Genomic DNA, 19,688 nt, shown 5'->3' on the forward strand with positions numbered 1-19,688 from the left:
GGGTGGCGTGACCGGCCGTCCCAAGAAAGTCCGTTTTGCGCGCCCCGCGCCGAGCTCCGCGCTGCAGAATGCCGCGCACGCGGTGTCCGACCTGCCCTACGCCGAGGTGCGGCCCGCACTCGTGCCGCCCCGCCTGGCCGAACTGGGTCTGAGCGCGCAGACCAAGCCGGGTGTACGCGGCTTTCCGGGCGTGGACGACGCCCAGGCCCTGCTTGCGCACACCATGCGTAAGGACCGCGTGTCGGGCGATGTCCTCGACCTCACGGCGATGGGAGGGCTGCTCGCCAGCCTGCCCGGCGTGACCCTGCGTGCGGCCGAAGGGTCCGCCGCAGCCCTGAGCGCACTGGCGGCGGCGGGGCTGGAGCCCTGGCCCGCTGCGCCCGGTGACCCCGCCCCCTGGAACGAGCGCGCCAGGACGGTCGCGCTCGTGCTTGCGGGCGACCGGGGCAACGCCTACGCGCAGGCGCAGGTGGCCTGGGCCCACGCCTGCACGCCGCCCGGCGGCACGCTTTACCTCGCGGGGGACCGTGACAAGGGCTTCGACCGCTACGTGCGCGCGGCGGGCGCGGCCTTCGGCACGGGCGAGACGGTGGCGCGCGACGGCGGCATGCGGGTCGCCCGCCTCGTGCGACGCCCAGGCCCCACCCCCGCGGTTCCCGAGCCCGAGGGCTATGAGGCCTACGGGGTGCGCGTGGTCGGGCGGGCCGGCGTCTTCAGCGCCGCCAAACCCGACAAGGCGACAGCCCTGCTCCTCGACACCCTGGGCGAGCCGGACTGGTCGGGTCTGGCGGCGCTGGACCTGGGCTGCGGCGCCGGCCTGATCGGCGCGTGGGCGGCGCGGCGCGGCGCGGCCGTGACCCTGGTGGACGGGGACATCCAGAGCGTGCGCAGCAGCCGCGATACCCTGGCGGCCAGCGGGCTGCCGGGCGAGGTGCTGCACTCGGATGTGGACGCGGCGCTGCCGCCGGAGCAGACCTTCGACCTCATCCTCACCAACCCGCCCTTTCACGTCGGGCGCGGCGTGGTGCTCGACGTGGCGCGCGAGTTCATCGCGGCGGCGGCGCGGCGGCTGCGGCCCGGCGGCTCGCTGTACCTCGTCGCCAACGACCCGCTGCCCTACGAGACTCCTCTGCGCGCCCTGGGCGAGGTCCGCGAACTCGCCCGCGAGGGCGGTTTCAAGGTACTCCTGGCAACGAAGCCCGGCTGAGCGCCGGCCCCCGGCCGGGTAGGCCGGGAACCATTCCGGGCCGGGGCGCGTAGACAGTCTGTTGGCCTCCTTCTTCGTTCACGCGCGAGAACTCGGCAGTCCCCCGGCAGCGGCGAGCATCCCAGTCTGTTCAGTCTTCCTTCTGCTAGACTGACCCGTTCAGGTTCCTCGGCCCAGCGCCGACGAATCTTCCCCGCTCTTCTTCACCCTGAACTCCAGCGCAGGAGGCTGCATGACGAACGACCCCAAGCCCCGCACCCGCAGCAAAGTGCCCGCTACTCCGCCCGCCGAAGTGGTGGCCGAAAGCAAGATCAAGACCCCCGACAAGCCGCGGACCCGCACGCAGCCGCGCGTCAAGCCGGCCCTGCACAGCGCGGCGTCTGCCGCCGGTGACGTGACGGCCGCGCCGGCGGGCGCCGACCTCGCCCCCGACAGTGTGGCTGGAGTGGGCGCCAGTTCGCCCGCGCCGGCGCCGGTTCCGGCCAAGAAGGCCGCCCCCAAGAAGGCGAGCGCAGAAGGCGCCGAGAAGCCCGAAAAGAAGGCGGCGCCCAAGAAGGCCGCGGCGCCCAAGGCCCCCAAGGCCGCTGCGGGCGAAGGACCGGCCGCGGCCGCCAAGCCCCGCGCTGCCAAGGCCACACCGTCCAAAGCCGCGCCGGCCAAGCCTGCGCCCAAGGGTCCAGCCGCGCCCGAGAAGCCCTACTACCAGCACGCCAGCATTCAGGAACTCCTGAAGGCGGGGCGCGCGGCCGGCATCCTCTCCAGCGAGGACATCGCCGCCGCGCTGGGTACAGCGCTCGAAGCGGCCGGCCTGGACGCCGAGAATCCCGAGGCGTTCGAGGACATGCAGCTGTACCTCGCCGGGCAGAGCATCGAGGTGCAAGACCTCGACGAGGACGAGGACGAACTCGAGGAGGGGAGCGAGGAAAGCGAGGACGTGGTCCCCGGCACCGCCCAGAACACCACCGAGGACGACGAGGAGAAATACTTCGACGACATGCCGCGCGCGGTGTCCAACGACCCGGTGCGGCAGTACCTCCACGAGATCGGGCGCGTCTCGCTGCTGACCCTCGAAGAGGAGATCGCGTTGGCCCGCCGTATCGAAGAAGGCGAGGAGGCCCGCAAACTTCTCGAAGAGGACCTCGACCTCGACGACCGGGGCCGGCGCCGCCTCATGCGCCAGATGGAAGACGGCGCCGCCGCCCGCCAGGGCCTGATCGAGGCCAACCTGCGCCTCGTGGTGAGCATCGCCAAGAAGTACACCGGGCGCGGCCTGGGCTTTCTCGACCTCATCCAGGAAGGCAACCAGGGCCTGATCCGCGCGGTCGAGAAGTTCGAGTACCGCCGCCGCTACAAGTTCAGCACCTACGCGACGTGGTGGATCCGGCAGGCCATCAACCGCGCGATCGCCGATCAGGCGCGCACCATCCGTATTCCGGTGCACATGGTCGAGACCATCAACAAGCTGACCCGCACGGCCCGCCAGCTCCAGCAGGAACTCTCGCGCGAGGCGACCCACGAGGAAATCGCCGAGGCGATGGGACCGGGCTGGGACGCCACCAAGGTCGAGGAAGTCCAGAAGGTCAGCCAGGAGCCCGTGTCGCTCGAAACGCCCATCGGCGACGAGAAGGACAGCTTCTACGGCGACTTCATCCCTGACGAGAACCTCGACTCGCCGGTAGACAATGCCGCCAAGACACTGCTCTCCGAAGAGCTCGAAAAGGCCCTCTCGAAGCTCACCGAGCGCGAGGCGATGGTCCTGAAGTTCCGCAAGGGACTGGTGGACGGCCGCGAGCACACCCTCGAAGAGGTCGGCCAGCGCTTCAGCGTGACCCGCGAGCGTATCCGCCAGATCGAGAACAAGGCGCTGCGCAAGCTCAAGTACCACGAGAGCCGGACCCGCAAGCTCCGCGACTTCCTGGACTGAAGTTCTCCCGCCCCCACCCTGCGCCCTGGCCCCTTTGGTGGCCGGGGCGTTTGGCTGTCCCGAACCCACGCGCCTCACCTGCGGGACCGGCGGCGGAGCGCCCGCCTTATCATGCCCGGCATGACCCAGGTCCGGCCGCCTTCTGTGCCTGCGCCCGTCCAGCCGGATCTGGCGGCCGGCCCGCGGCTGCGGCCCTACGGCGCGGCCCTGGTGCCGCTCGCGCTGGCGGGTCTGCTGCCCTGGTGGGCGGTGGCGCTGCTGTGCGTCCTGTTCGGGCTGGGGGCGCGGTTTCCGGTGTGGCAGGACGCCCGGCTGCTCGTGTCGCTGCTTGTCGCCGGGGTCGCCACGCTGCCCGAACTCGCGGCCCTTCGAGGCAACGGCAACGGCGAGGCGCTGCTGGACCTGGGAGCAAGGTACCTGGCCCTGGTGGTGGCCCTGGGCCTGAGCGGTTATGGCGTCGCCACGCTGGAAGGTGGGCGGCGCCGGGGGCTGATCGCGTTGCTGTGTGCGGGGCTCTTTGCGCCCCAGCCGTTGCTGCTGCCTGCCCTGGTCGGCGGGGCTCTGCTGCGGCCCGGCACCGACGACCGCCTGGGCCGCTACCGCCCACGCGCGGCCGCTGAACGGGAAGCCGAGCGCCGGGGCTGGGGCCTCCTGCTGGCCGCCGTGCTGGCCCTGACCCTGCTGGCGCTGGCCCTGCCGCGCTCCGGGGCGCCTTCTCCCCGGGCCGAGCCGGCGGCGGCCATTTCTTCAGCCCCGGCGACGGTCCGTCCGCCACAGGCGGGGGCTCCTGCGCTGACCGAAGCGGCCCGGCGCGCGGCCCCCACGGCCAGCGCCGGGGGTCTGCCGCCTCCCCCGGCAGAGCTGCTGCTGCTCGGCGCAGTCCTGACTTTCACGGCGCTCGGTGCGCTGCTGTGGCAGCGGCGGCAGGGAAGGGGTCCACGGCAGCCGCCCATCCTCACCGAGCTCCTCATGGCGGGGGGCCTGCTGCTTACCCTGGGCCTGCTGCTCATCTTCTCGCTGGCGGGCACGCGGGTGGCGCCGGGCGACTCGAGCGCGGCGCTGCCGCCGGCCCTCGCCGGAGGGCCCACCGGCCGGCCGACCACTGCCGAACCGGGCGTTGCCACCTCCGGCTTCTCCGCGCTGCTGTGGGTGGTGCTGGCCGTTCAACTGCTGCTCGCCGCCGCCCTGATCTGGGTGATGTGGTGTCATCGTCCCGGGCCCGACCGGCTGGGCGTGGTTTCCGGATCTGAAGAGACCGCCGATGTCCCCGTCGCTCTGGAGGCCGTGCCCACCACCCACCGCGTGCGGACCGCGTACCGGCAGGCGGGTGAAGCGCTCGCCGCTGCCGGCTGGGGCCGCGCACCCGCCGAAGCTCCTGGCGCCTACGCCGCGCGCCTCGGCAGGGCGCATCCCGGTCTGGCCGCGCCGCTGGACCTGCTCACCCGCCTGTACGGTCCGGTGCGCTACGGCGGGCGCGTCAGCGAGGCCGAGGCCACAGAGGCCGAGGCCGCCGCCGCCGAGATCGCCGCGCAGGCCGCCCGGCTGCTTCCTCCACCCGACCCTTCCGAACGCCCAAAGGACCTGCCATGACCCGACCCGATTCCCTGTCTGCCCCCGGCCCGGCCTTCGCCGGTCCCATCACCGAGAACGTCGCCCGCGTGCTGGTCGGCAAGGAGGCCGTGACCCGCCTCACGCTGGCCGGCGTCCTCAGCGGCGGCCACGTCCTGCTCGAAGACGCGCCCGGCACCGGCAAGACCATGTTGGCCCGCGCCCTGGCCGCCAGCCTGGGGCTGGAGTTCACCCGCGTGCAGTTCACGCCCGACCTGCTGCCCAGCGACGTGACCGGGGTTAGCGTGTACCGCCCGGCCACTGGTACCTTCGAGTTCGTGCCGGGGCCGGTCTTTACCGGCGTGCTGCTGGCCGACGAGATCAACCGTGCGACGCCGCGCACCCAGTCGGCGCTGCTTGAGGCGATGGGAGAGGGCCAGGTCACCGAGTCGGGGATCACGCACCGCCTGCCCTCGCCCTTCGTGGTCATCGCCACCCAGAACCCGGTCGAGCACGAGGGTACCTACCGCCTGCCCGAGGCGCAGCTCGACCGGTTCACGCTGCGGCTCTCGGTGGGCTATCCCTCGGTCGAGGAGGAGGTGCGGATGCTCGGCCGGTTGCAGGGCGAGCATCCCATCGCGGCGCTGGGCGCCGTCAGCGGTCCGGCCGACCTGCTCGCGGCCCAGGCGGCGGTGCGCGGCGTCCACGTCTCGGCCGACCTGCGGCGCTACGTGTCGTCGCTCGCGGCGCGTACCCGTGCCCACCCGCAGGTGACGCTGGGCGGGGGGCCGCGGGCCAGCCTCGCGCTGCAGAGCGTGGCGCAGGCCCTGGCCTGGATGGACGGCCGCGCTTTCGTGACCCCCGATGACGTGCAGTTCGCGGCGCTGGGGGTGCTGGCCCACCGCCTGAGCCTGGGGATCGAGGCCCGGATGAACGGCGTGGGCGGCGAACAGGTCGTGCGCGAGGTCCTGGCGGCCGAGCCGGTGCCGGTGGAGTCGGCGGCCGGCGGGGGTCACGCCGGCGCAGTGCCGGGGCAACCCACACCCGTGCGAGCAGGTCAGCCCTGAGCGCCCCGGCCGTCGCTCTGCTGTGGGCGGGCCTGGTCCTCCTGGCCGCGCTCGCCCTATGGGCTGCCTACCGCCGCCCGCCTGAGGTGACGCTGGAGCGCGAACGCCCGGCCTCCGGGTTCGAGGGCGGCCGCGTGCCGCTTGGCGTCCGTGTGCGGGTCCGCAGCGCCCTGCCGGCGCGGGTGGTGATCGAAGACCCGTTGCCGCGCACAGTGGTCGCGGACGCCGTGCCTACCGCCTCCCTGACCGTCTTCGGGGTGGCTGAGGCCGAGCTGCGGACCTTGCTGACCCTCAACCGCCGGGGGGTTCATGCCTGGCCGGGCGCGACGCTCCACTGGGCCGACCCGCTGGGGCTGTTCTGGCGCCGCGTGGCGCTGCCGGGGCGGCCGCCGCCGCTGGAGGTGTACCCCGGCACCCACGGCCTGAGACTGCCCGAGCTGCTGCGGCCGCTGCTCTCGGAGGGCAGCCTGTCGCGCACGCTGGGCCTCGACGATCCCCTGAGCCTGCGCGGCGTGCGCGAGTACGTTGCCGGCGACCCGCCGGGGCGGGTGCACTGGCGGCTCTCGGCGCACTCGGGCATCCTGACCGTCCGCGACCCGGAACGCACCGCGTCGAGCAGTCTGTGTGTCTATCTCGACCCCTCACACGGCGGCGAGGTGTTCATGGACAGCGCGGTGCGTCTCGCGGCCAGCCTGCTGCGAGAGGCGGGCGACCTCGGGCTGCCGGTGTCGGTCGCCTCGCCCGTGGGCGCGACCCCGGCCGGCCGCTCGCCCGAGCACCTGCGCGCGGCCCTCCTGGCGCTCGCCCGCCTCTCGCCCCAGGCGGGTGAGCCGCCGCTCATTCCGCCGGTGCGGGCGGGCGCCAACCTCTTCGTACTCACGAATCGGGCGGGCGCGGCGCTCGTCACGCAGGCCATGCGCGCCCGCGCCCAGGCGAGCCGGGTGGTGATCGTGGCGCTGCCCGAGGGCTTTTATCTCGAACCCGGCGAGTCGCCGCGCCGGCAGTGGGTCAGTGCCCCCGATACCGTGCGGGACCTCGAACGGCAGGCTGCCGCCCTGGCCGGAGCGGGGGTTCTCGTGTACGTGCTGCGCGGCAACCAGAGCGTATTGCGGCTCGCGTAGAGGACCGGATGGCTGCCAACGGCGCGGCCGGGCGCCCTAAAGGAAACACTCAGGCGGGGCGCAGCCCGGATTGCTAGCGTGGGGCCATGACCCAGAACGACGACCAGCGCGAGCAGCTCAAGAATGAGGACGAGATCAGCAACGTGGACCTGCAGTTCATGGGCCGTACCGATGAGCACCGCGACGCCGTGCAGGACGCGAATGCCGAGGCCCGAAACGCCGACGAGTTCGAGGAACTGGGCCTGGACAAACAGGACGTGGCCTCGCAGGGCAGCATGATCGCCAGTGACCCCGCCAGCACCATCCCCGGCGAGGAGACCTCGGAAGACACCGGAAACTGAAGTCGCGCGCAGGCGGGGGCCGGAGCGAGCAGCTCCGGCTTCCTGTCTATTTGCCCACGCAGAAGTTCCTGAAGACGGCGTCCACCACGTCCTCCTGCACGTCGCGGCCAGTCAGTTCGGCCAGGGCGTGCAGGGCGGCCTCCAGCTCATAGCCCGCGAGGTCGTCCGGCAGGCTGCCGGCAAGTTCCAGATGCGTCAGGGCCCGGCGGGCGGCGTCGGCCTGGCGCTCGGTGGTCAGCCACGCCTCGCCGCGCGCCGCGTCGCCAATCAGCGCGGCGCGCACTGCTTCCCGCACCTCGGGCAGCCCCTCACCGGTCACGGCGCTCACGGCGATCGTCTCCGGGTCGCTCCAACTGCTGCCCAGGTCGGCCTTGGTGCGCAGGCGGATGACCCGTGCGCCCTGGGGGGCACCCTCGGGCAGCGGTTCGCGTGGGGCGTGGCCGTCTTCGAGGACAAGGACGAGGTCGGCCTGCTGGGCCAGTGCGGCGGCCTGCCGCACTCCGGCGGCTTCGATGGGGTCGGCCGTCTCTCGCAGGCCGGCCGTGTCGACCAGCGTCACCGGTACCCCGGCCAGTTCCACCCCCGCCTCCAGATAGTCGCGGGTGGTGCCCGGAACCGGCGTGACGATGCTGCGCTCGTAGCCCAGCAGCGCGTTCAGCAGGCTGCTCTTGCCCACGTTGGGCCGCCCGATCAGGGCCAGCCGCGCGCCGCGTGTGGCCGCCTGCCCGGCGCGCGCGGTGTCGAGCAGCGCCCGCAGCCCGGCCTGGGCGCGGGCCAGCGGTTCGGCACGGTCCTCGTCGGGCACGCCTTCCTCGGGGTAGTCCAGCATGGCCTGGATGGCCGCCAGCGTGCGTGTGACGTCGGCCGCCACGCCCGCGATGCGCGCGCCCAGCGCCCCGGAAAGGCCCAGGGCGCCCTGGCGCCTCGCCGCCTCGCCCCCGGCATTCACCAGATGCAGGACCGCCTCGGCCTGCGCGAGGTCCAGCCGTCCCGAGAGGTAGGCCCGCAGCGTGAACTCCCCGGGCCGGGCCGGCCGCGCGCCGAGTTCCAGCACCCGCGCGAGCACCCGCGCCAGGACCGCCGGGCTGCCGTGCGTCTGCAACTCGGCCACGTCCTCTCCGGTGTAGCTGCGCGGCCCGCGGAACACCAGGCACAGTCCCTCGTCGAGCACCTCACCGCCCTCGGCCACCAGCTGCCCGAACAGGAAACGCCCGCCCTGCGTGCGGCTGGGGGTGCGCCGGCCCCGGAAGGCCCCGTCGGCAATCTCCAGGGCCGCCGGGCCGCTGACCCGCACGATGCCCACTCCGGCGCTGCCCGGCGCGGTGGCGATGGCGGCGATGGTGTCTTGCAGGCCGGAACGGGTCACGCCCCGCAGGCTAGAGCATCTGGCAAAAGGAAGTGGTGCCTTTGGCCGGATCAGGGCGGGCCGTTCCTGAGGCCACAGCTGCACGGGCGGCGCCGCAGATTGGGCGCCGCCCGTGCAGCTGTGAAAGGCGGGGTCTAGACGTCGCGCCGGTCGAAGGCGAAGATCGCCATGAGGCCGAAGCCCGCCGTGTAGATGAGCAGCAGGGTCACCGAACCCACCACGCTGCCCTGTTCGGCGTACAGCGCGAAGTGGCTGGTGAGCAGGATGCGCTGGACCGACTCGGGGAAGACCACGAGCAGCCGCATGATGTTCAGGGCGGCAAGGGTGGCGAGGGTCGCGGCGGCCGTGTTGAGGGTCAGCACCCCGAACAGCAGCGACAAGGCCGCGATGGGCATGAGCATGACCCCGGCCAGGAAGCTGCCGCGCAGCATCTCGGCCAGGGCGGCCCCGCTGCCGAGCTGCCCCACGCCCACGAACAGCCCCGGCCCCATGCCCGTGCCGCCCGTAAACGCCCCGAAGCCGCGCGGAATGCCGGCCAGCAGCGACCCCAGCACCGTCACCGCGACCAGCAGGAAGGGAAAGAGCAGCGCCACGGCCAGCTTGCTGGCGATGACGTGCGTGCGGCCCACCGGGCGCAGCAGCAGCGGCGCGAGGGTGCCCTGACTGACCTCACTGCCGATCATCTCGGCGACAGTCAGGGCGATGAACAGCGGCAACATGAACTGCACCGCCACGCCGATGCTCACGGCCGGAAGCTGCCAGCCGCTGACGAGTGCGAGGTCGCCGAGCAGCATGTTCATGCGCGGCGCGGCGGCCCACAGCAGCGGCAGCAGGAAACTGACGGCCAGGGCGAGCCGGGCGCTACGCGACGTGAGGAGCTTGCGCAGTTCGAGCAGGATCAGGGTCAGCATGCGGCCCTCCTGGGGGCGGAGTGAAGGGCGGGGCGGCTCATGGCTGCGCCACCCGTTCGCGGTAGTACTCGTACAGGTCGAAGTGGTCGGGCGAGGCCTCGAAGACCCGGATGCCCGCGCGGGCGAGGTGGTCGAGCACATCCGGCACCTGGCCTTCGCTGCTCAGGTGCACCACCGCGTAGGGCTGGCGCACGCTGACCCGGCGCACGTAGGGCAGGGATTCGAGCGACGAGGCCGCCACCGCCGGATGTTCCACCCGGAATCGGAAGGCGGTGTGCCGGGCCTGAAGGTCTACCGTGTCCACGAGTCGCCCACCGCTGAGAATCCCCACGCGGTGCGCGTAGGTGGCGATCTCGCGCAGGTGGTGCGTGCTCAGGATCACCGCGCAGCCCTCCGAGGCCAGCCCGGTCACGATGCGGTGGATCAGGCCGATGCCCAGCGGGTCCAGACCGCTCGTGGGTTCGTCCAGAATCAGCACCTTGGGATGGTCCAGGATGGCGCTCGCCACCCCGAGCCGCTGGCGCTGGCCCAGCGAATACTCGGCCACCGGGCGGTCGGCCATACGGGTCAGCTCCAGCAGGGCCAGGACCTCGCGCAGCCGGGCGCGGTCCACCCGCGCGCGCCCCGGCGCCATCGCCGCGAGGCTGGCGTGCAGCAGCAGGTTCTGGTTGCCGGTCAGCTGCGGGTAGAACTTGGCCGGGGCCTCGACCACCGCCCCCAGCAGCGCGCGGGCGCGGGCGCCGTCGGTGTGCACGTTCAGGCCGAGCAGCCGTACCTCGCCCGCCGTAGGAAAGGCGAGCCCGGTCATGGCCCGGATCAGGGTGGTCTTGCCCGCGCCGTTGGGGCCGGTGAGGGCATAGACCTCGCCCGGCTTGACCGTGAGGGTGACCTCTTCGAGAACCGCGTTCGGTCCGTAGGATTTCGACAGCCCCCGCACCTCGACGGCCGGCAGGGCAGGAGCGCCTGACTTCTTCACGGCCTCACCCTAGGTGGGGGGCTTTGGCGAAACTCTTACACGACGCTCAGAAGTGGTGGGGGGCCTGACGTACCGCGCCCGCATGAACGGCTCCTACCAGTTGGGCCTCGGAGCCGCAAGGCCCGGAGTCCTTTACAGCGGGTCGCCGACGAATAGCGGCAGGTCGCTCGCGGGGGCGGCCCCTACCGCCACGGCCCGGCGCTGCAACTCGCGCACGGCCCGCTCTCCCTCCTCGCCCACGTCGCGGCTCATGGCATTGACATACAGGTCGATGTGGGCCTGCATGACCGCGTCCTCCATTTCCAGCGCGTGTCCCCGGATGTAGGCGGCCGAGGCCTGTGGGTGTGCGTAGGCGTAGTCCAGGCTGGCGCGCACGGCGGCGTTCAGGTCACGCTGCAGCCCACCGGGCAGGTCGCGCCGCACCAGGATGGCTCCTAGCGGCAGCGGCAGCCCGGTGTCCTGTTCCCACCACGCGCCGAGGTCGAGGTGCTTGCTCAGGCCGTGCTGCGGATACGTGAAGCGCGACTCGTGGATGATCAGCCCGGCGTCCACCTCGCCGCGCGCGGTCGCGGGCATGACCTCGTCGTAGCGCATGCGGCGCACCTGCGCGTCCGGGTACACCAGCCGCAGCAGCAGCTCGGCAGTGGTCAGCGCGCCGGGCGAGGCGACTATCTTGCCGTTCAGGTCGCCGACCTCGCCGCGCGTCACGATGAGTGGCCCCACGCCGCGCCCCAGCGCTCCGCCTGCCCGCAGGGCCACGTAGTCGTCCATTACGCCGAAATACGCCCGGTAGCTGATTTTGGTGATGGGCAGCCGGCCGGCAGTAGCCCAGTCGTTGAGGGTCTGCACGTCTTCGAGTACCTCGCGCACCGGCAGCGGTGAGGGCACCAGTCCCGCGTGCAGCGCGTGAAAGATGAAAGTGTCGTTCGGGCAAAACGAGTAGCCCAGGTCCAGCGTTTCGGGCTGGGCGGGCGTAGAAGGGGAGAGGGTCATACCTGTCAGGGTACGCCTGCCCTGCCGGGACGACCGGTCCTTTCGGCACCCTCCGCGCTGTCTCGTCAGGCCGGCGTCACCCGGGCGCGGCTATGCTGGGTCATGCCCCGCCCCTCACTGCCCGCTGTCCTGCTCACCTCTTTGGCCCTTGCGGGCGGCGCGTTCCTGGGGACCGCGCAGGCCGGGGGCGGCGGGGGCCGGGCGCCCAACGCCTGCCGCGCCGACTACGTGCGGCCCAGTTTCGCGCGGCTGGACGCCGACCTGGCCGCGGCCCGCGCCCGCTGGGCCGCCCAGAACATCCGGGCCTACAGCTACGACTTCTCGCAGGTGGCGGCCCCAGTGCGCTACCCGGCCGTGCGGGTCACGGTGCGCCCCGGCGCGGCCCCGGTCGTGGCCGTCTTGCCCGGCGAGGTCGGCGACCCCGGTGGGCAGGCGGCCGGAACCGTCGAGGCCCGTTTCGCGCAGGTGGCCGAGGCCCTGGCCTCCTGGCGTACCCAGCCCTGTGCGGAGGTTCGCGTCACCTACGACCGCGCGACCGGCGTGCCGCTGACCTTCTACGGCGGCAGCGGTCTGGCGAACATCGCCGACGGCTTCGGCGAGTGGCGGGTCACGAACTTCACGCGCAGCTGAGCGGGCCTCCCCCAGGCGGCACCCGCCTCAGCCCAGGCCGGCCAGCAGCCCGCGCGCCTGTTCGGCATCACGGGCGAGCTGCGCCTTGAGTTCCTCCAGGCCGCCGAACTTCTGCTCGCCGCGCAGGCGGTTGAAGAACTTGATCTGGAGTTCCTGGCCGTACAGGTCGCCCGCGAAATCGAACAGATGGACCTCGAAACGCAGTTCGCGGCCCTCGACGGTGGGCCGCCAGCCCACATTGGCCATGCCGGGCCAGCGGCGGTCTCCCTCGCCCTGGTTCGGGTCGCCCAGGGCCATCACTGCGAACACGCCCAGTGGCAGCGCCTTGCCCAGCGGCACGCGGATGTTGGCCGTCGGGTAGCCGATGGTGCGGCCCAGGCGGTCGCCTTGCACGACCACGCCCTGCGCGCCGTAGTGCCGCCCGAGCAGGCGCGCGGTGCCCTCCACGTCCCCGGCGCGCAGCAGCTCGCGAATCCGGGTGCTCTTGATGTCGTCGCCGCCGAGCTGGTGCATCGGCAGGGCGATGACGCGCGGCGCGACCTCCCGCAAGTCCTCCAGGCCGCCCGCCCGGCCGCGCCCAAAGTGGAAGTCCTCGCCCACCACAACCACGCGCGGGCGCAGCACCCGCAGGTCGTCCAGAAAGGCCTCCTTGGGCCGCGAGGCGAACTCGGTGGTGAAGGGCACGGCCACCGTCTCGTCCACGCCGTAGCGCGCCAGAAGTTCGAGTTTCTCGGGCAGCGTCGAGAGGAATTCCACGCCCTGGGTCAGCACGCGCGTCGGCGGGTCGAAGGTATAGACCACGCTGGGCACCCGGAACTCGCGTGCGCGGGCGCGCAGTTGCGCCAGCAGCGCCTGATGCCCCAGGTGCACGCCGTCGAAACTGCCGATGGCGACCACCGTTTCGGTGTCGGGCCGCTGCTCCGGCGAGACGAAGGTCTTCACTGGTCCTGCCCTGTCTGGCTCTGCCCCGGCGTGTTCAGGGCCAGCACGCCGTACAGCGCCGCCGCCACACTGGGGCCGCTACTGACCAGGGCGCCGTCCCGCAGACCGTCCAGCAGGGCCTGGGGCGTCATCCACAGCACTTCCAGGTCCTCGTCGGCGTCCTGTGGCAGCTTGCTCGCGCGCAGGTCGCGGGCGCGGAACACGTGCAGTTCCTCGTCGCAGAAGCCCGGTGAGGTGAAAAAGCGCGTGAGCAGCGTCAGTTCGCCGTCGAAGCCCGCCTCTTCCTGCAACTCGCGCCGCGCGGCCTGCTCGGGGGTCTCGCCCTCGTCGATCAATCCGGCGGGGGCCTCGACCGTGTGCGCGCCGATGGCCGGGCGCGCCTGGCGCACGAGCAGCATCTCGCCCTGGCCGTTCAGGACGAGCACCGCCACCGCCGGCTGGTGCCGCACGACCTCCCACTTGCCCCCCAGCCGCTCGACCGTCAGGATCTTGCCCTTGTAGATGGTTTCCGTGTCCGCACTCGCCATGCGGTGACTGTAGAGCAGAGTGGCCGCCGGGAAGGGCAGACCGTGACCGCGGCCGCCCTCGCCCCTGCGGGCGGTCTGACATAGTGGCCTCCATGCTGACGCGCGCCGACCTCGAAGCCCGTGAGGCGGCCGCCCTCGCGCCCTGGGCCACCCTGAGCCGCGAGTCGCGGGGCCGCACCTACCCCGAGGCCGAAAGTGAGACCCGCACCGCCTTCCAGAAGGACCGCGACCGGGTGCTGCACACCACGGCCTTCCGGCGCCTGGAGGCCAAGACGCAGGTGTTCCTGAATGCGGCCGGGCAGGGCGACCACTACCGCACCCGCCTGACCCACACGCTGGAAGTGCAGCAGGTAGCGCGCTCGGTGGCCCTGAGTCTGGGCCTGAACGAGACCCTGGCCGAGACCGTGGCCCTGGCCCACGACCTCGGGCACCCCCCTTTCGGGCACGCGGGCGAGCGCGTCCTGAACGGGCTGATGGCCGGGCACGGGGGCTTTGACCACAACGCGCAGGCCTGCCGCATCGTGACCCGGCTGGAAGACCGCTACGCCGACTTTCCGGGCCTGAATCTGACCCTGGATACCCTCGACGGCCTGAACAAGCACGAGCGCGCGGGCATCGGGATGCCGAGCCTGGAGGCGCAGGTCGTGGACGCCGCCGACGCCCTGGCCTACACCGCCCACGACCTTGACGACGGGCTGCGCAGCGGGCTGATCGTGCCGGGGCAGCTTGCCGGCCTGAGCCTCTGGGACGGGCTGCTGGAGCGCAGCGGCCTGAGCGGCCAGGGCGAGCGGGATCGCCGGCGGCTACACCGCGAACTGCTCGGCTGGCTCCTAATGGACCTGACACGCGCGAGCGACGAGGCCATTGCGACCAGCGGCGTGCGCTCGCCCGGCGAGGTGCGTGTCCTGCCCGCCCGTGTCGTGACCTACAGCGCCCCCGTCTACGCGCAACTACGCGAGATGAAGGCTTTTTTGCGCGACAACCTGTACCGCCACTGGCAGGTCGAGCGACAGGTCGAGCAGGCCACCCGCGTCACCGAGGGGCTGTTCCGGGCCTTCGTCGCGCGGCCGTCCATGCTGCCGCCCCGGCCCCGCGCCCGCGCCGAGGAGTGTGGCCTGGAGCGCGCCGTGTGTGACCACCTCGCGGGCATGACCGACCGTTACGCCCTAGAGACGTGGCGCAGCGTCGCCGCCCCCGTCTGACGGTTGACACCCCGGAATTTCACTGGTACATTAACTCCCGCCCAACCGGCAGAGCCCGGCGGTAAGGCGCGAGTGTAGCTCAGCTGGTTAGAGCGCACGCCTGATAAGCGTGAGGTCCCCAGTTCAAGTCTGGGCATTCGCACCACAAGACGACTCCCCGCCTCATGGTGGGGAGTTCGCCTTTGGTGTGCGCCCTGGGCCGGGGTCGAAGATCAGAGCCGCGTATCAGGGCTGCATGCCGGGGTCCTCGTGCGCACGGAAGGCGCCGCTTCCCGCCTACTTGCGGCAGGTGAGGTCCACGCGCAGGGTAGTGGTCGGGGTGGTGTAGGCGACCTTCGCCGCTTTCAGGTAGCCGGCGGTCAGGCGGGCCGGGTCGAACTGCATGATCAGTTTGGCGGGAGCCGGGACACTGCTCGCCGGGGTCTGGGGGCCCTGGCTGCGGAACTTGAGCTGGTAGGTCACGCCCCCCGCCTGCAAGACCTTCTTGTACAGGAAAGGCTCTTCGGCGCTGCGCTCCGCGAAGACCAGGGTGTTGCCGTCAGGCAGGACCAGATCCACCGCGCCCAGTCCGGTGTCGAGGAGGGCGGTCGTGGTGGCGGTGCCGTTACGCAGCTCAACCGTCACGCCCCAACCCGGCCCGAGACCCTCGCCTGCCGGGATGGGGTCGACACGCTGCACCGTCAGCCGCCAGATGCCGTTGAACAGCGTCTGGCCCACGCAGCCTTCCAGGGCGGGCCGAGCGTTGGCTCCGCCGGGAGCGGTCGCCGGGCTGGGGGCCTCCAGTGTCAGCGTGCGGCCACTGAGGGTGTAGGGCACCCCCAGCGCCTTGAGGGCCGAGAGCGGCACGTACGTCTGGCCCTGCATGGTCACGGCGGGCAGCGGACTGGTCTGCACGCCGACCACCAGGGTGTAGGTCTGCGCGCTCGCCGGGGCGAGGCCCAGCGCTAGGAAGATCAGGAGGGGCCGGAGTGTCAGCATGAATGTGCTCCTCGACGTCCATCGGATCAGCGGCCCCCCACCCGGTGCGGCGGACCTGCCCCTATTGTGCCCCCCAGCTGCCCGCCGGTACGAGTCCCGTGTAAGGCCCGCCCCACGTCGGCCCATGCTGGACCGGAACGGGTTTAGGGAGCCTGAAGCACGAGCGCGCCCGGCTCGGGCAGCAGCGACAGCGTGATGAGCAGGGGCGGCCCCTGGGCCTCACCGAACGCGAAGGCGCCTGAGGCCACCTCGTCGTCGCCCCAGGCCGTGACCTGCCGCGCGGCGTAGGCGCGGTCCAGTCGTTCCCGCGTCTCGGCCGGCGAACGGGTCAGGCGTCCGCAGGCGAGGTGCGTGCGTGCCGTGTTCAGTGCGGCGAGTTGGGCCGCGCTGAGCAGTTCGTCGCAGCCGGCAGGCGTGGCCTGGGCGGTCGCCAGAACCCCCGCGGCTGCGTCCCCGAACTCGGCGCGGGCCTGCGCGTCCCGGCCGCTGCACCCGGTGAGCCCTGCGAGCAGCGTGGCCAGGAGCCAGAGGCCTGCGCGTCTGCCCGCGCCGCCTCTCCCGCTCACTCCAGCGTCACCAGGTAGTCGTACAGATCGGGGCCGCCGGGGTGCGCCTCGACCTCCACCATCGGGAATTCCTGGCGGATGCGCGCAGCGAGGGCGGCCAGGTCGTCCAGGGTCTTTTGCGGGCCGCCGAACACGGTCACGATCTCCTGGCCCCGGTAGGCGCGGCCCAGCATCGTCAGGACGCTGTCCTCGGGGGCGCCGCCCGCGTCCACGAGTTCGTCGTCCTGCAGGCCGATCACGTCGCCTTCCTTGATGTCCAGCGTGCGCCCCTGCTTGGTCGTGATGTTGGTCGTGCGGCTCGCGCGCGTGACCTCGAAGGTGGTCACGGCCCCCGCCGCCTCGGTCATCGCCTCACGGAGTTCCTCGGCGGGCACCTGCGGCGAGAAGGCCAGCGCGGCGCCGATGCCCTGGCCCAGCGTGCGGGTCTCGATGACGACCGCTCTCCCCTCCATCAGCTCGGTGGCCTTCTGGGCGGCCATGAGCACGTTCTTGTTGTTGGGCAGGATGACGACTTTCTCGGCACTCACCGAGCGCACCGCGTCCACGATGTCCTGCACGCTGGGGTTGGCGGTCTGCCCACCCGAGACGATGCGCGCGCCCAGCGACCGGAACAGCTTGACCAGGCCGTAGCCGTTGGCGACCGCCACCAGCCCCGAGGGTGGCACTTCGTCCTCGGCGCGGGCAGCGGCTCCGGCCATGCCCAGAATCTCGGTGTGCTGCTCGGACATGTCCTCGACCTTGGTCTTGAGCATCCGGCCGTAGCGGCCCACCGTCGCCAGCAGTTCGTCGGGCGCGTTGGTGTGGATGTGGCCCTTGACGTAGCCCTCGGCCCCCACCACGAGCAGCGAGTCGCCGAAAGGGCTGACGAGCTCGCGGATCTCCTCGATGGGCTTGGTCGCCTCGCTCATCAGGAACTCGGTGCAGAAGCCGAACTCCTCGTTCTGGATGCCCTGCTGGGCGTAGCTCGTGACCTCGGGGGCTTCGGGCAGTTCGTCGCCGCGCAGCGCCGCGAGCATTCCCTGCACGAGGTACAGGTAGCCTTGGCCGCCCGAGTCGATCACGCCCGCCTGCTTCAGGGCCGGGAGCATCTCGGGCGTCTGGTCGAGTAGGGCCTGGCCCCGGAACAGGGCCTGTTCCAGCACGGCCGCCGGCGACTCGGCCGTCAGGGCCGCGCCCTCGGCCACGCCGCGCGCGACGGTCAGGATGGTGCCCTCGACCGGCGTCATGACAGCTCCGTAGCCGCTTTTCTGCGCGGCGGCGAAGGCGCGGGTCAGCAGCGCGGCATCGATGTTCTGCGCGCCCGCGACCGTCTCGGCAAAGCCCTTGAGCAGCTGCGAGAGGATCACGCCGCTGTTGCCGCGCGCGCCCAGCAGGGCGCCGTAACTCACCGCGCGGGCGACGGCGGGCATGCTGCGCTCGTCGCAGGTGTCGAGCTCGCGCCGCACCGATTGCATGGTGAGGTGCATGTTCGTGCCGGTGTCGCCGTCGGGCACCGGGTACACGTTCAGGGCGTTGACCTGCTCGCGGTATACGCCCAGCCAGTCGGTGGCAGTACGGAACATCCGGGCGAGATCGGCGGGCGAGAGCGCCGCCGCAGAAGGCTGCTCAGGCACGCTGAACCCCCACGGCGTGGACGCGGGTGGCGGCGAGCTCGATGCCGGCCTGGTTCTTCACGACGTGCTCGACCCGGTCGGCGATGTTGCGCGCCACCGTCGGAATGCTCACGCCGTAGGCCGCCACGACGTAGAGGTCGGCCGTGAACCGGCCCCCCTCCCGGCCGATCACCACGCCCTCGCTGGCATTGGCCCGGCCCAGGACGCGGTACAGGCCCTCCTTGAGGTTGGCCGGGGCCATGCCCACCACGCCCGGAATCTCGTGGGCGGTGAGCCCGATGAGGGACGCCAGGGCGCCCTCGGTGATCTGTATGGAGCCACTCACAGTAAGCCGGAGTATAGGGCATGGCCCAAATCCGGTTTTACCGGACACCCGGCGTGGGCGTGGGGGCCGCCGCGTGCTCTACTCCCGCCATGCAACTCACAGACCGGCTGGACGCGGCAGACCTCACGCTGTCGTTCGTGACCCAGGACTCGGCCCTCCCGGAGCGCCTGACCCGTGGCCTGAAGCCCGGTGAGGTGCGGCTGACCCGCCGAGGCGAAAACGGTGACGAGGCGCTGGCACTGTTCCCCACGGCGGCGGCCGAGGCCCGCGACCTGGGCGCGGCCCTGAGCAAACTGGCGGGCGAACTGCGGGCGTCGGGCGTGCGGGTGCCTGCGACTGAGCACGCTGCCCCCCTGGCCGCGGCGGCCCTGGCTGCGGCGTGGCAGGACCGCCGGTACAAGGGCGAGCCGAAGGACATGTCCGCGCCCGAGGTGCACCTAGCCGTCGAGGGGCTGGCCGCTGAGGACGCCGCGCGGGTGCGCGCCCTGGCCGCCGGGGTGGAGTTCGCCCGCGAACTGGTGAGCGCCCCGGCCAACGTCCTGAACCCGGTCACGCTGGCGCGCGAGGCCCGCAGCCTGGAGCGGCTCGGTCTGGACGTGGACGTGTGGGACGGCGACGACATTGCGGCGCGCGGCATGGGCCTGCTCGTGGCCGTGGCGGCGGGCAGCGCCACCGGGCCCCGCCTGATCCGGGTGACACTGCCGGCACGCGGCTCCAGCGAACAGGGCAAGGCCGAGCACGTCATCGCGCTCGTCGGCAAGGGGATTACCTTCGACACCGGTGGCTACAGCCTCAAGCCGGCGGCGGGCATGTACGGCATGAAAAACGACATGGGCGGCGCGGGCGCGGTGCTGGGGGCCATGCGCGCCCTGGGTGAGCTACGCGCGCACATTCCCGAGGGGGTGGAGGTGCGGGCCTATGTCGCCGCGGCCGAGAACATGGTCGGCCCCGACGCCATGCGCCCCGGCGACATCTTCCGCGCGGCCAACGGGCTGAGTGTCGAGGTCACGAACACTGACGCCGAGGGACGCTTGGTGCTCGGCGACACGCTGACGGTCGCCTGCGACGAGGGCGCCACCGAGGTCGTGGATCTCGCCACCCTGACCGGCGCGAAGGTGACGGCGCTCGGTAGCGATATCGCCGCGCTGTTCTCCAGCGACGCGGCGCTCACGGCCCGCATTCAGGCCGGGGCCGAGGCGGCCGGCGAGTTCGTCTGGGAGCTGCCGCTGCACCAGCCGTACCTCAAGGCCTTTCAGAAGGCCACCCTCGCCGACCTGAAGAACAGCGACCTCGTGCCGGCCGGGGGCAGCATCAAGGCGGCGCTGTTTCTCCAGCAGTTCGTGACCCGGCCCTGGGCGCACATCGACATCGCGGGCAACGCTATCCAGGGCGAGGCCGCGACCGGCTGGGGCGTGGGCACCCTGGTCGAGTACGTGCTGGCGCGCCGCTGA

At 72.1% G+C, this 19,688-nt stretch carries 19 protein-coding genes and 1 tRNA gene; 10 read left to right on the plus strand and 10 right to left on the minus strand.

Going from position 1 to position 19,688, the window contains the following annotated elements; all coding sequences use genetic code 11:
• The first annotated feature begins 7 nt into the window (after positions 1-7).
• The 6 genes from ASF71_RS16115 to ASF71_RS16140 all read left to right on the plus strand — a co-directional run bounded on the left by ASF71_RS16115 (position 8) and on the right by ASF71_RS16140 (position 7,208).
• Entirely contained in the window at positions 8-1,207 is a 1,200-nt protein-coding gene (locus tag ASF71_RS16115; RefSeq protein WP_056302197.1) for a class I SAM-dependent methyltransferase, read from the plus strand.
• A 232-nt stretch (positions 1,208-1,439) separates the two neighbouring features.
• On the plus strand, positions 1,440-3,131 hold the full coding sequence (gene rpoD, locus ASF71_RS16120; RefSeq protein ID WP_056302198.1) for an RNA polymerase sigma factor RpoD: 1,692 nt from the start codon (positions 1,440-1,442) through the stop codon (positions 3,129-3,131).
• A gap of 120 nt (positions 3,132-3,251) precedes the next feature.
• Positions 3,252-4,721 carry a DUF4129 domain-containing protein gene (locus tag ASF71_RS25615; RefSeq protein ID WP_156372877.1) on the plus strand — a complete coding sequence of 490 codons (1,470 nt, stop codon included), beginning with the start codon at positions 3,252-3,254 and terminating at the stop codon, positions 4,719-4,721.
• Positions 4,718-5,746, plus strand: a complete 1,029-nt coding sequence (locus ASF71_RS16130; RefSeq protein WP_056302200.1) for a MoxR family ATPase — start codon at positions 4,718-4,720, stop codon at positions 5,744-5,746. The genes ASF71_RS25615 and ASF71_RS16130 overlap by 4 nt, the downstream gene beginning before the upstream one ends.
• A gap of 32 nt (positions 5,747-5,778) precedes the next feature.
• Complete coding sequence (locus tag ASF71_RS16135) at positions 5,779-6,867, plus strand: DUF58 domain-containing protein (RefSeq protein ID WP_082506105.1); 1,089 nt, start codon at positions 5,779-5,781, stop codon at positions 6,865-6,867.
• A gap of 86 nt (positions 6,868-6,953) precedes the next feature.
• On the plus strand, positions 6,954-7,208 hold the full coding sequence (locus ASF71_RS16140; protein ID WP_056302202.1) for a hypothetical protein: 255 nt from the start codon (positions 6,954-6,956) through the stop codon (positions 7,206-7,208).
• Between the two features lie 46 nt (positions 7,209-7,254).
• On the opposite strand, the gene mnmE is transcribed toward ASF71_RS16140, so the two are convergent.
• The 4 genes from mnmE to ASF71_RS16160 all read right to left on the minus strand — a co-directional run bounded on the left by mnmE (position 7,255) and on the right by ASF71_RS16160 (position 11,454).
• On the minus strand, positions 7,255-8,574 hold the full coding sequence (gene mnmE, locus ASF71_RS16145) for a tRNA uridine-5-carboxymethylaminomethyl(34) synthesis GTPase MnmE (RefSeq protein WP_056302203.1): 1,320 nt from the start codon (positions 8,572-8,574) through the stop codon (positions 7,255-7,257).
• 134 nt (positions 8,575-8,708) lie between these two features.
• Positions 8,709-9,485 carry an ABC transporter permease gene (locus ASF71_RS16150; RefSeq protein ID WP_056302204.1) on the minus strand — a complete coding sequence of 259 codons (777 nt, stop codon included), beginning with the start codon at positions 9,483-9,485 and terminating at the stop codon, positions 8,709-8,711.
• 37 nt (positions 9,486-9,522) lie between these two features.
• Positions 9,523-10,461: an ABC transporter ATP-binding protein gene (locus ASF71_RS16155; RefSeq protein WP_056302205.1), complete on the minus strand. Its 939-nt coding sequence runs from the start codon at positions 10,459-10,461 to the stop codon at positions 9,523-9,525.
• A gap of 132 nt (positions 10,462-10,593) precedes the next feature.
• Positions 10,594-11,454, minus strand: a complete 861-nt coding sequence (locus tag ASF71_RS16160) for a 1,4-dihydroxy-6-naphthoate synthase (protein ID WP_056302206.1) — start codon at positions 11,452-11,454, stop codon at positions 10,594-10,596.
• Between the two features lie 102 nt (positions 11,455-11,556).
• Here ASF71_RS16160 and ASF71_RS16165 point away from each other — a divergent pair, with 102 nt between their 5' ends.
• Entirely contained in the window at positions 11,557-12,084 is a 528-nt protein-coding gene (locus tag ASF71_RS16165) for a DUF6174 domain-containing protein (protein WP_056302207.1), read from the plus strand.
• A 27-nt stretch (positions 12,085-12,111) separates the two neighbouring features.
• Here the strand turns inward: ASF71_RS16165 and ribF are convergent, their stop codons facing one another.
• The gene (gene ribF / locus ASF71_RS16170) at positions 12,112-13,026 is read right to left on the minus strand and encodes a riboflavin biosynthesis protein RibF (protein ID WP_056302208.1); all 915 of its coding nucleotides are present in this window, start codon (positions 13,024-13,026) and stop codon (positions 12,112-12,114) included.
• Positions 13,023-13,553 carry an NUDIX domain-containing protein gene (locus ASF71_RS16175; protein WP_056302209.1) on the minus strand — a complete coding sequence of 177 codons (531 nt, stop codon included), beginning with the start codon at positions 13,551-13,553 and terminating at the stop codon, positions 13,023-13,025. The genes ribF and ASF71_RS16175 overlap by 4 nt, the downstream gene beginning before the upstream one ends.
• 92 nt (positions 13,554-13,645) lie before the next feature.
• Here ASF71_RS16175 and ASF71_RS16180 point away from each other — a divergent pair, with 92 nt between their 5' ends.
• Both ASF71_RS16180 and ASF71_RS16185 read left to right on the plus strand, forming a co-directional pair.
• On the plus strand, positions 13,646-14,755 hold the full coding sequence (locus tag ASF71_RS16180) for a deoxyguanosinetriphosphate triphosphohydrolase (RefSeq protein ID WP_056302210.1): 1,110 nt from the start codon (positions 13,646-13,648) through the stop codon (positions 14,753-14,755).
• A gap of 68 nt (positions 14,756-14,823) precedes the next feature.
• A tRNA-Ile gene (locus tag ASF71_RS16185) sits at positions 14,824-14,900 on the plus strand.
• A gap of 131 nt (positions 14,901-15,031) precedes the next feature.
• Here the strand turns inward: ASF71_RS16185 and ASF71_RS16190 are convergent.
• From ASF71_RS16190 to ASF71_RS16205, 4 genes are all read right to left on the minus strand, one after another.
• On the minus strand, positions 15,032-15,733 hold the full coding sequence (locus ASF71_RS16190; protein ID WP_056302211.1) for a hypothetical protein: 702 nt from the start codon (positions 15,731-15,733) through the stop codon (positions 15,032-15,034).
• A 143-nt stretch (positions 15,734-15,876) separates the two neighbouring features.
• Positions 15,877-16,299: a hypothetical protein gene (locus ASF71_RS16195; RefSeq protein WP_056302212.1), complete on the minus strand. Its 423-nt coding sequence runs from the start codon at positions 16,297-16,299 to the stop codon at positions 15,877-15,879.
• Positions 16,296-17,861: a DAK2 domain-containing protein gene (locus ASF71_RS16200; RefSeq protein WP_056302293.1), complete on the minus strand. Its 1,566-nt coding sequence runs from the start codon at positions 17,859-17,861 to the stop codon at positions 16,296-16,298. The genes ASF71_RS16195 and ASF71_RS16200 overlap by 4 nt, the downstream gene beginning before the upstream one ends.
• A 43-nt stretch (positions 17,862-17,904) precedes the next feature.
• A complete protein-coding gene (locus ASF71_RS16205; RefSeq protein WP_056302213.1) occupies positions 17,905-18,237 on the minus strand; it encodes an Asp23/Gls24 family envelope stress response protein in 333 nt (110 codons plus the stop codon).
• Between the two features lie 89 nt (positions 18,238-18,326).
• On the opposite strand from ASF71_RS16205, the gene ASF71_RS16210 reads away from it, so the two are divergent.
• On the plus strand, positions 18,327-19,688 hold the full coding sequence (locus ASF71_RS16210) for a leucyl aminopeptidase family protein (protein ID WP_056302294.1): 1,362 nt from the start codon (positions 18,327-18,329) through the stop codon (positions 19,686-19,688).

It is taken from the genome of Deinococcus sp. Leaf326 (genome assembly GCF_001424185.1).
In the GTDB taxonomy this organism is placed as follows: Bacteria; Deinococcota; Deinococci; order Deinococcales; family Deinococcaceae; genus Deinococcus.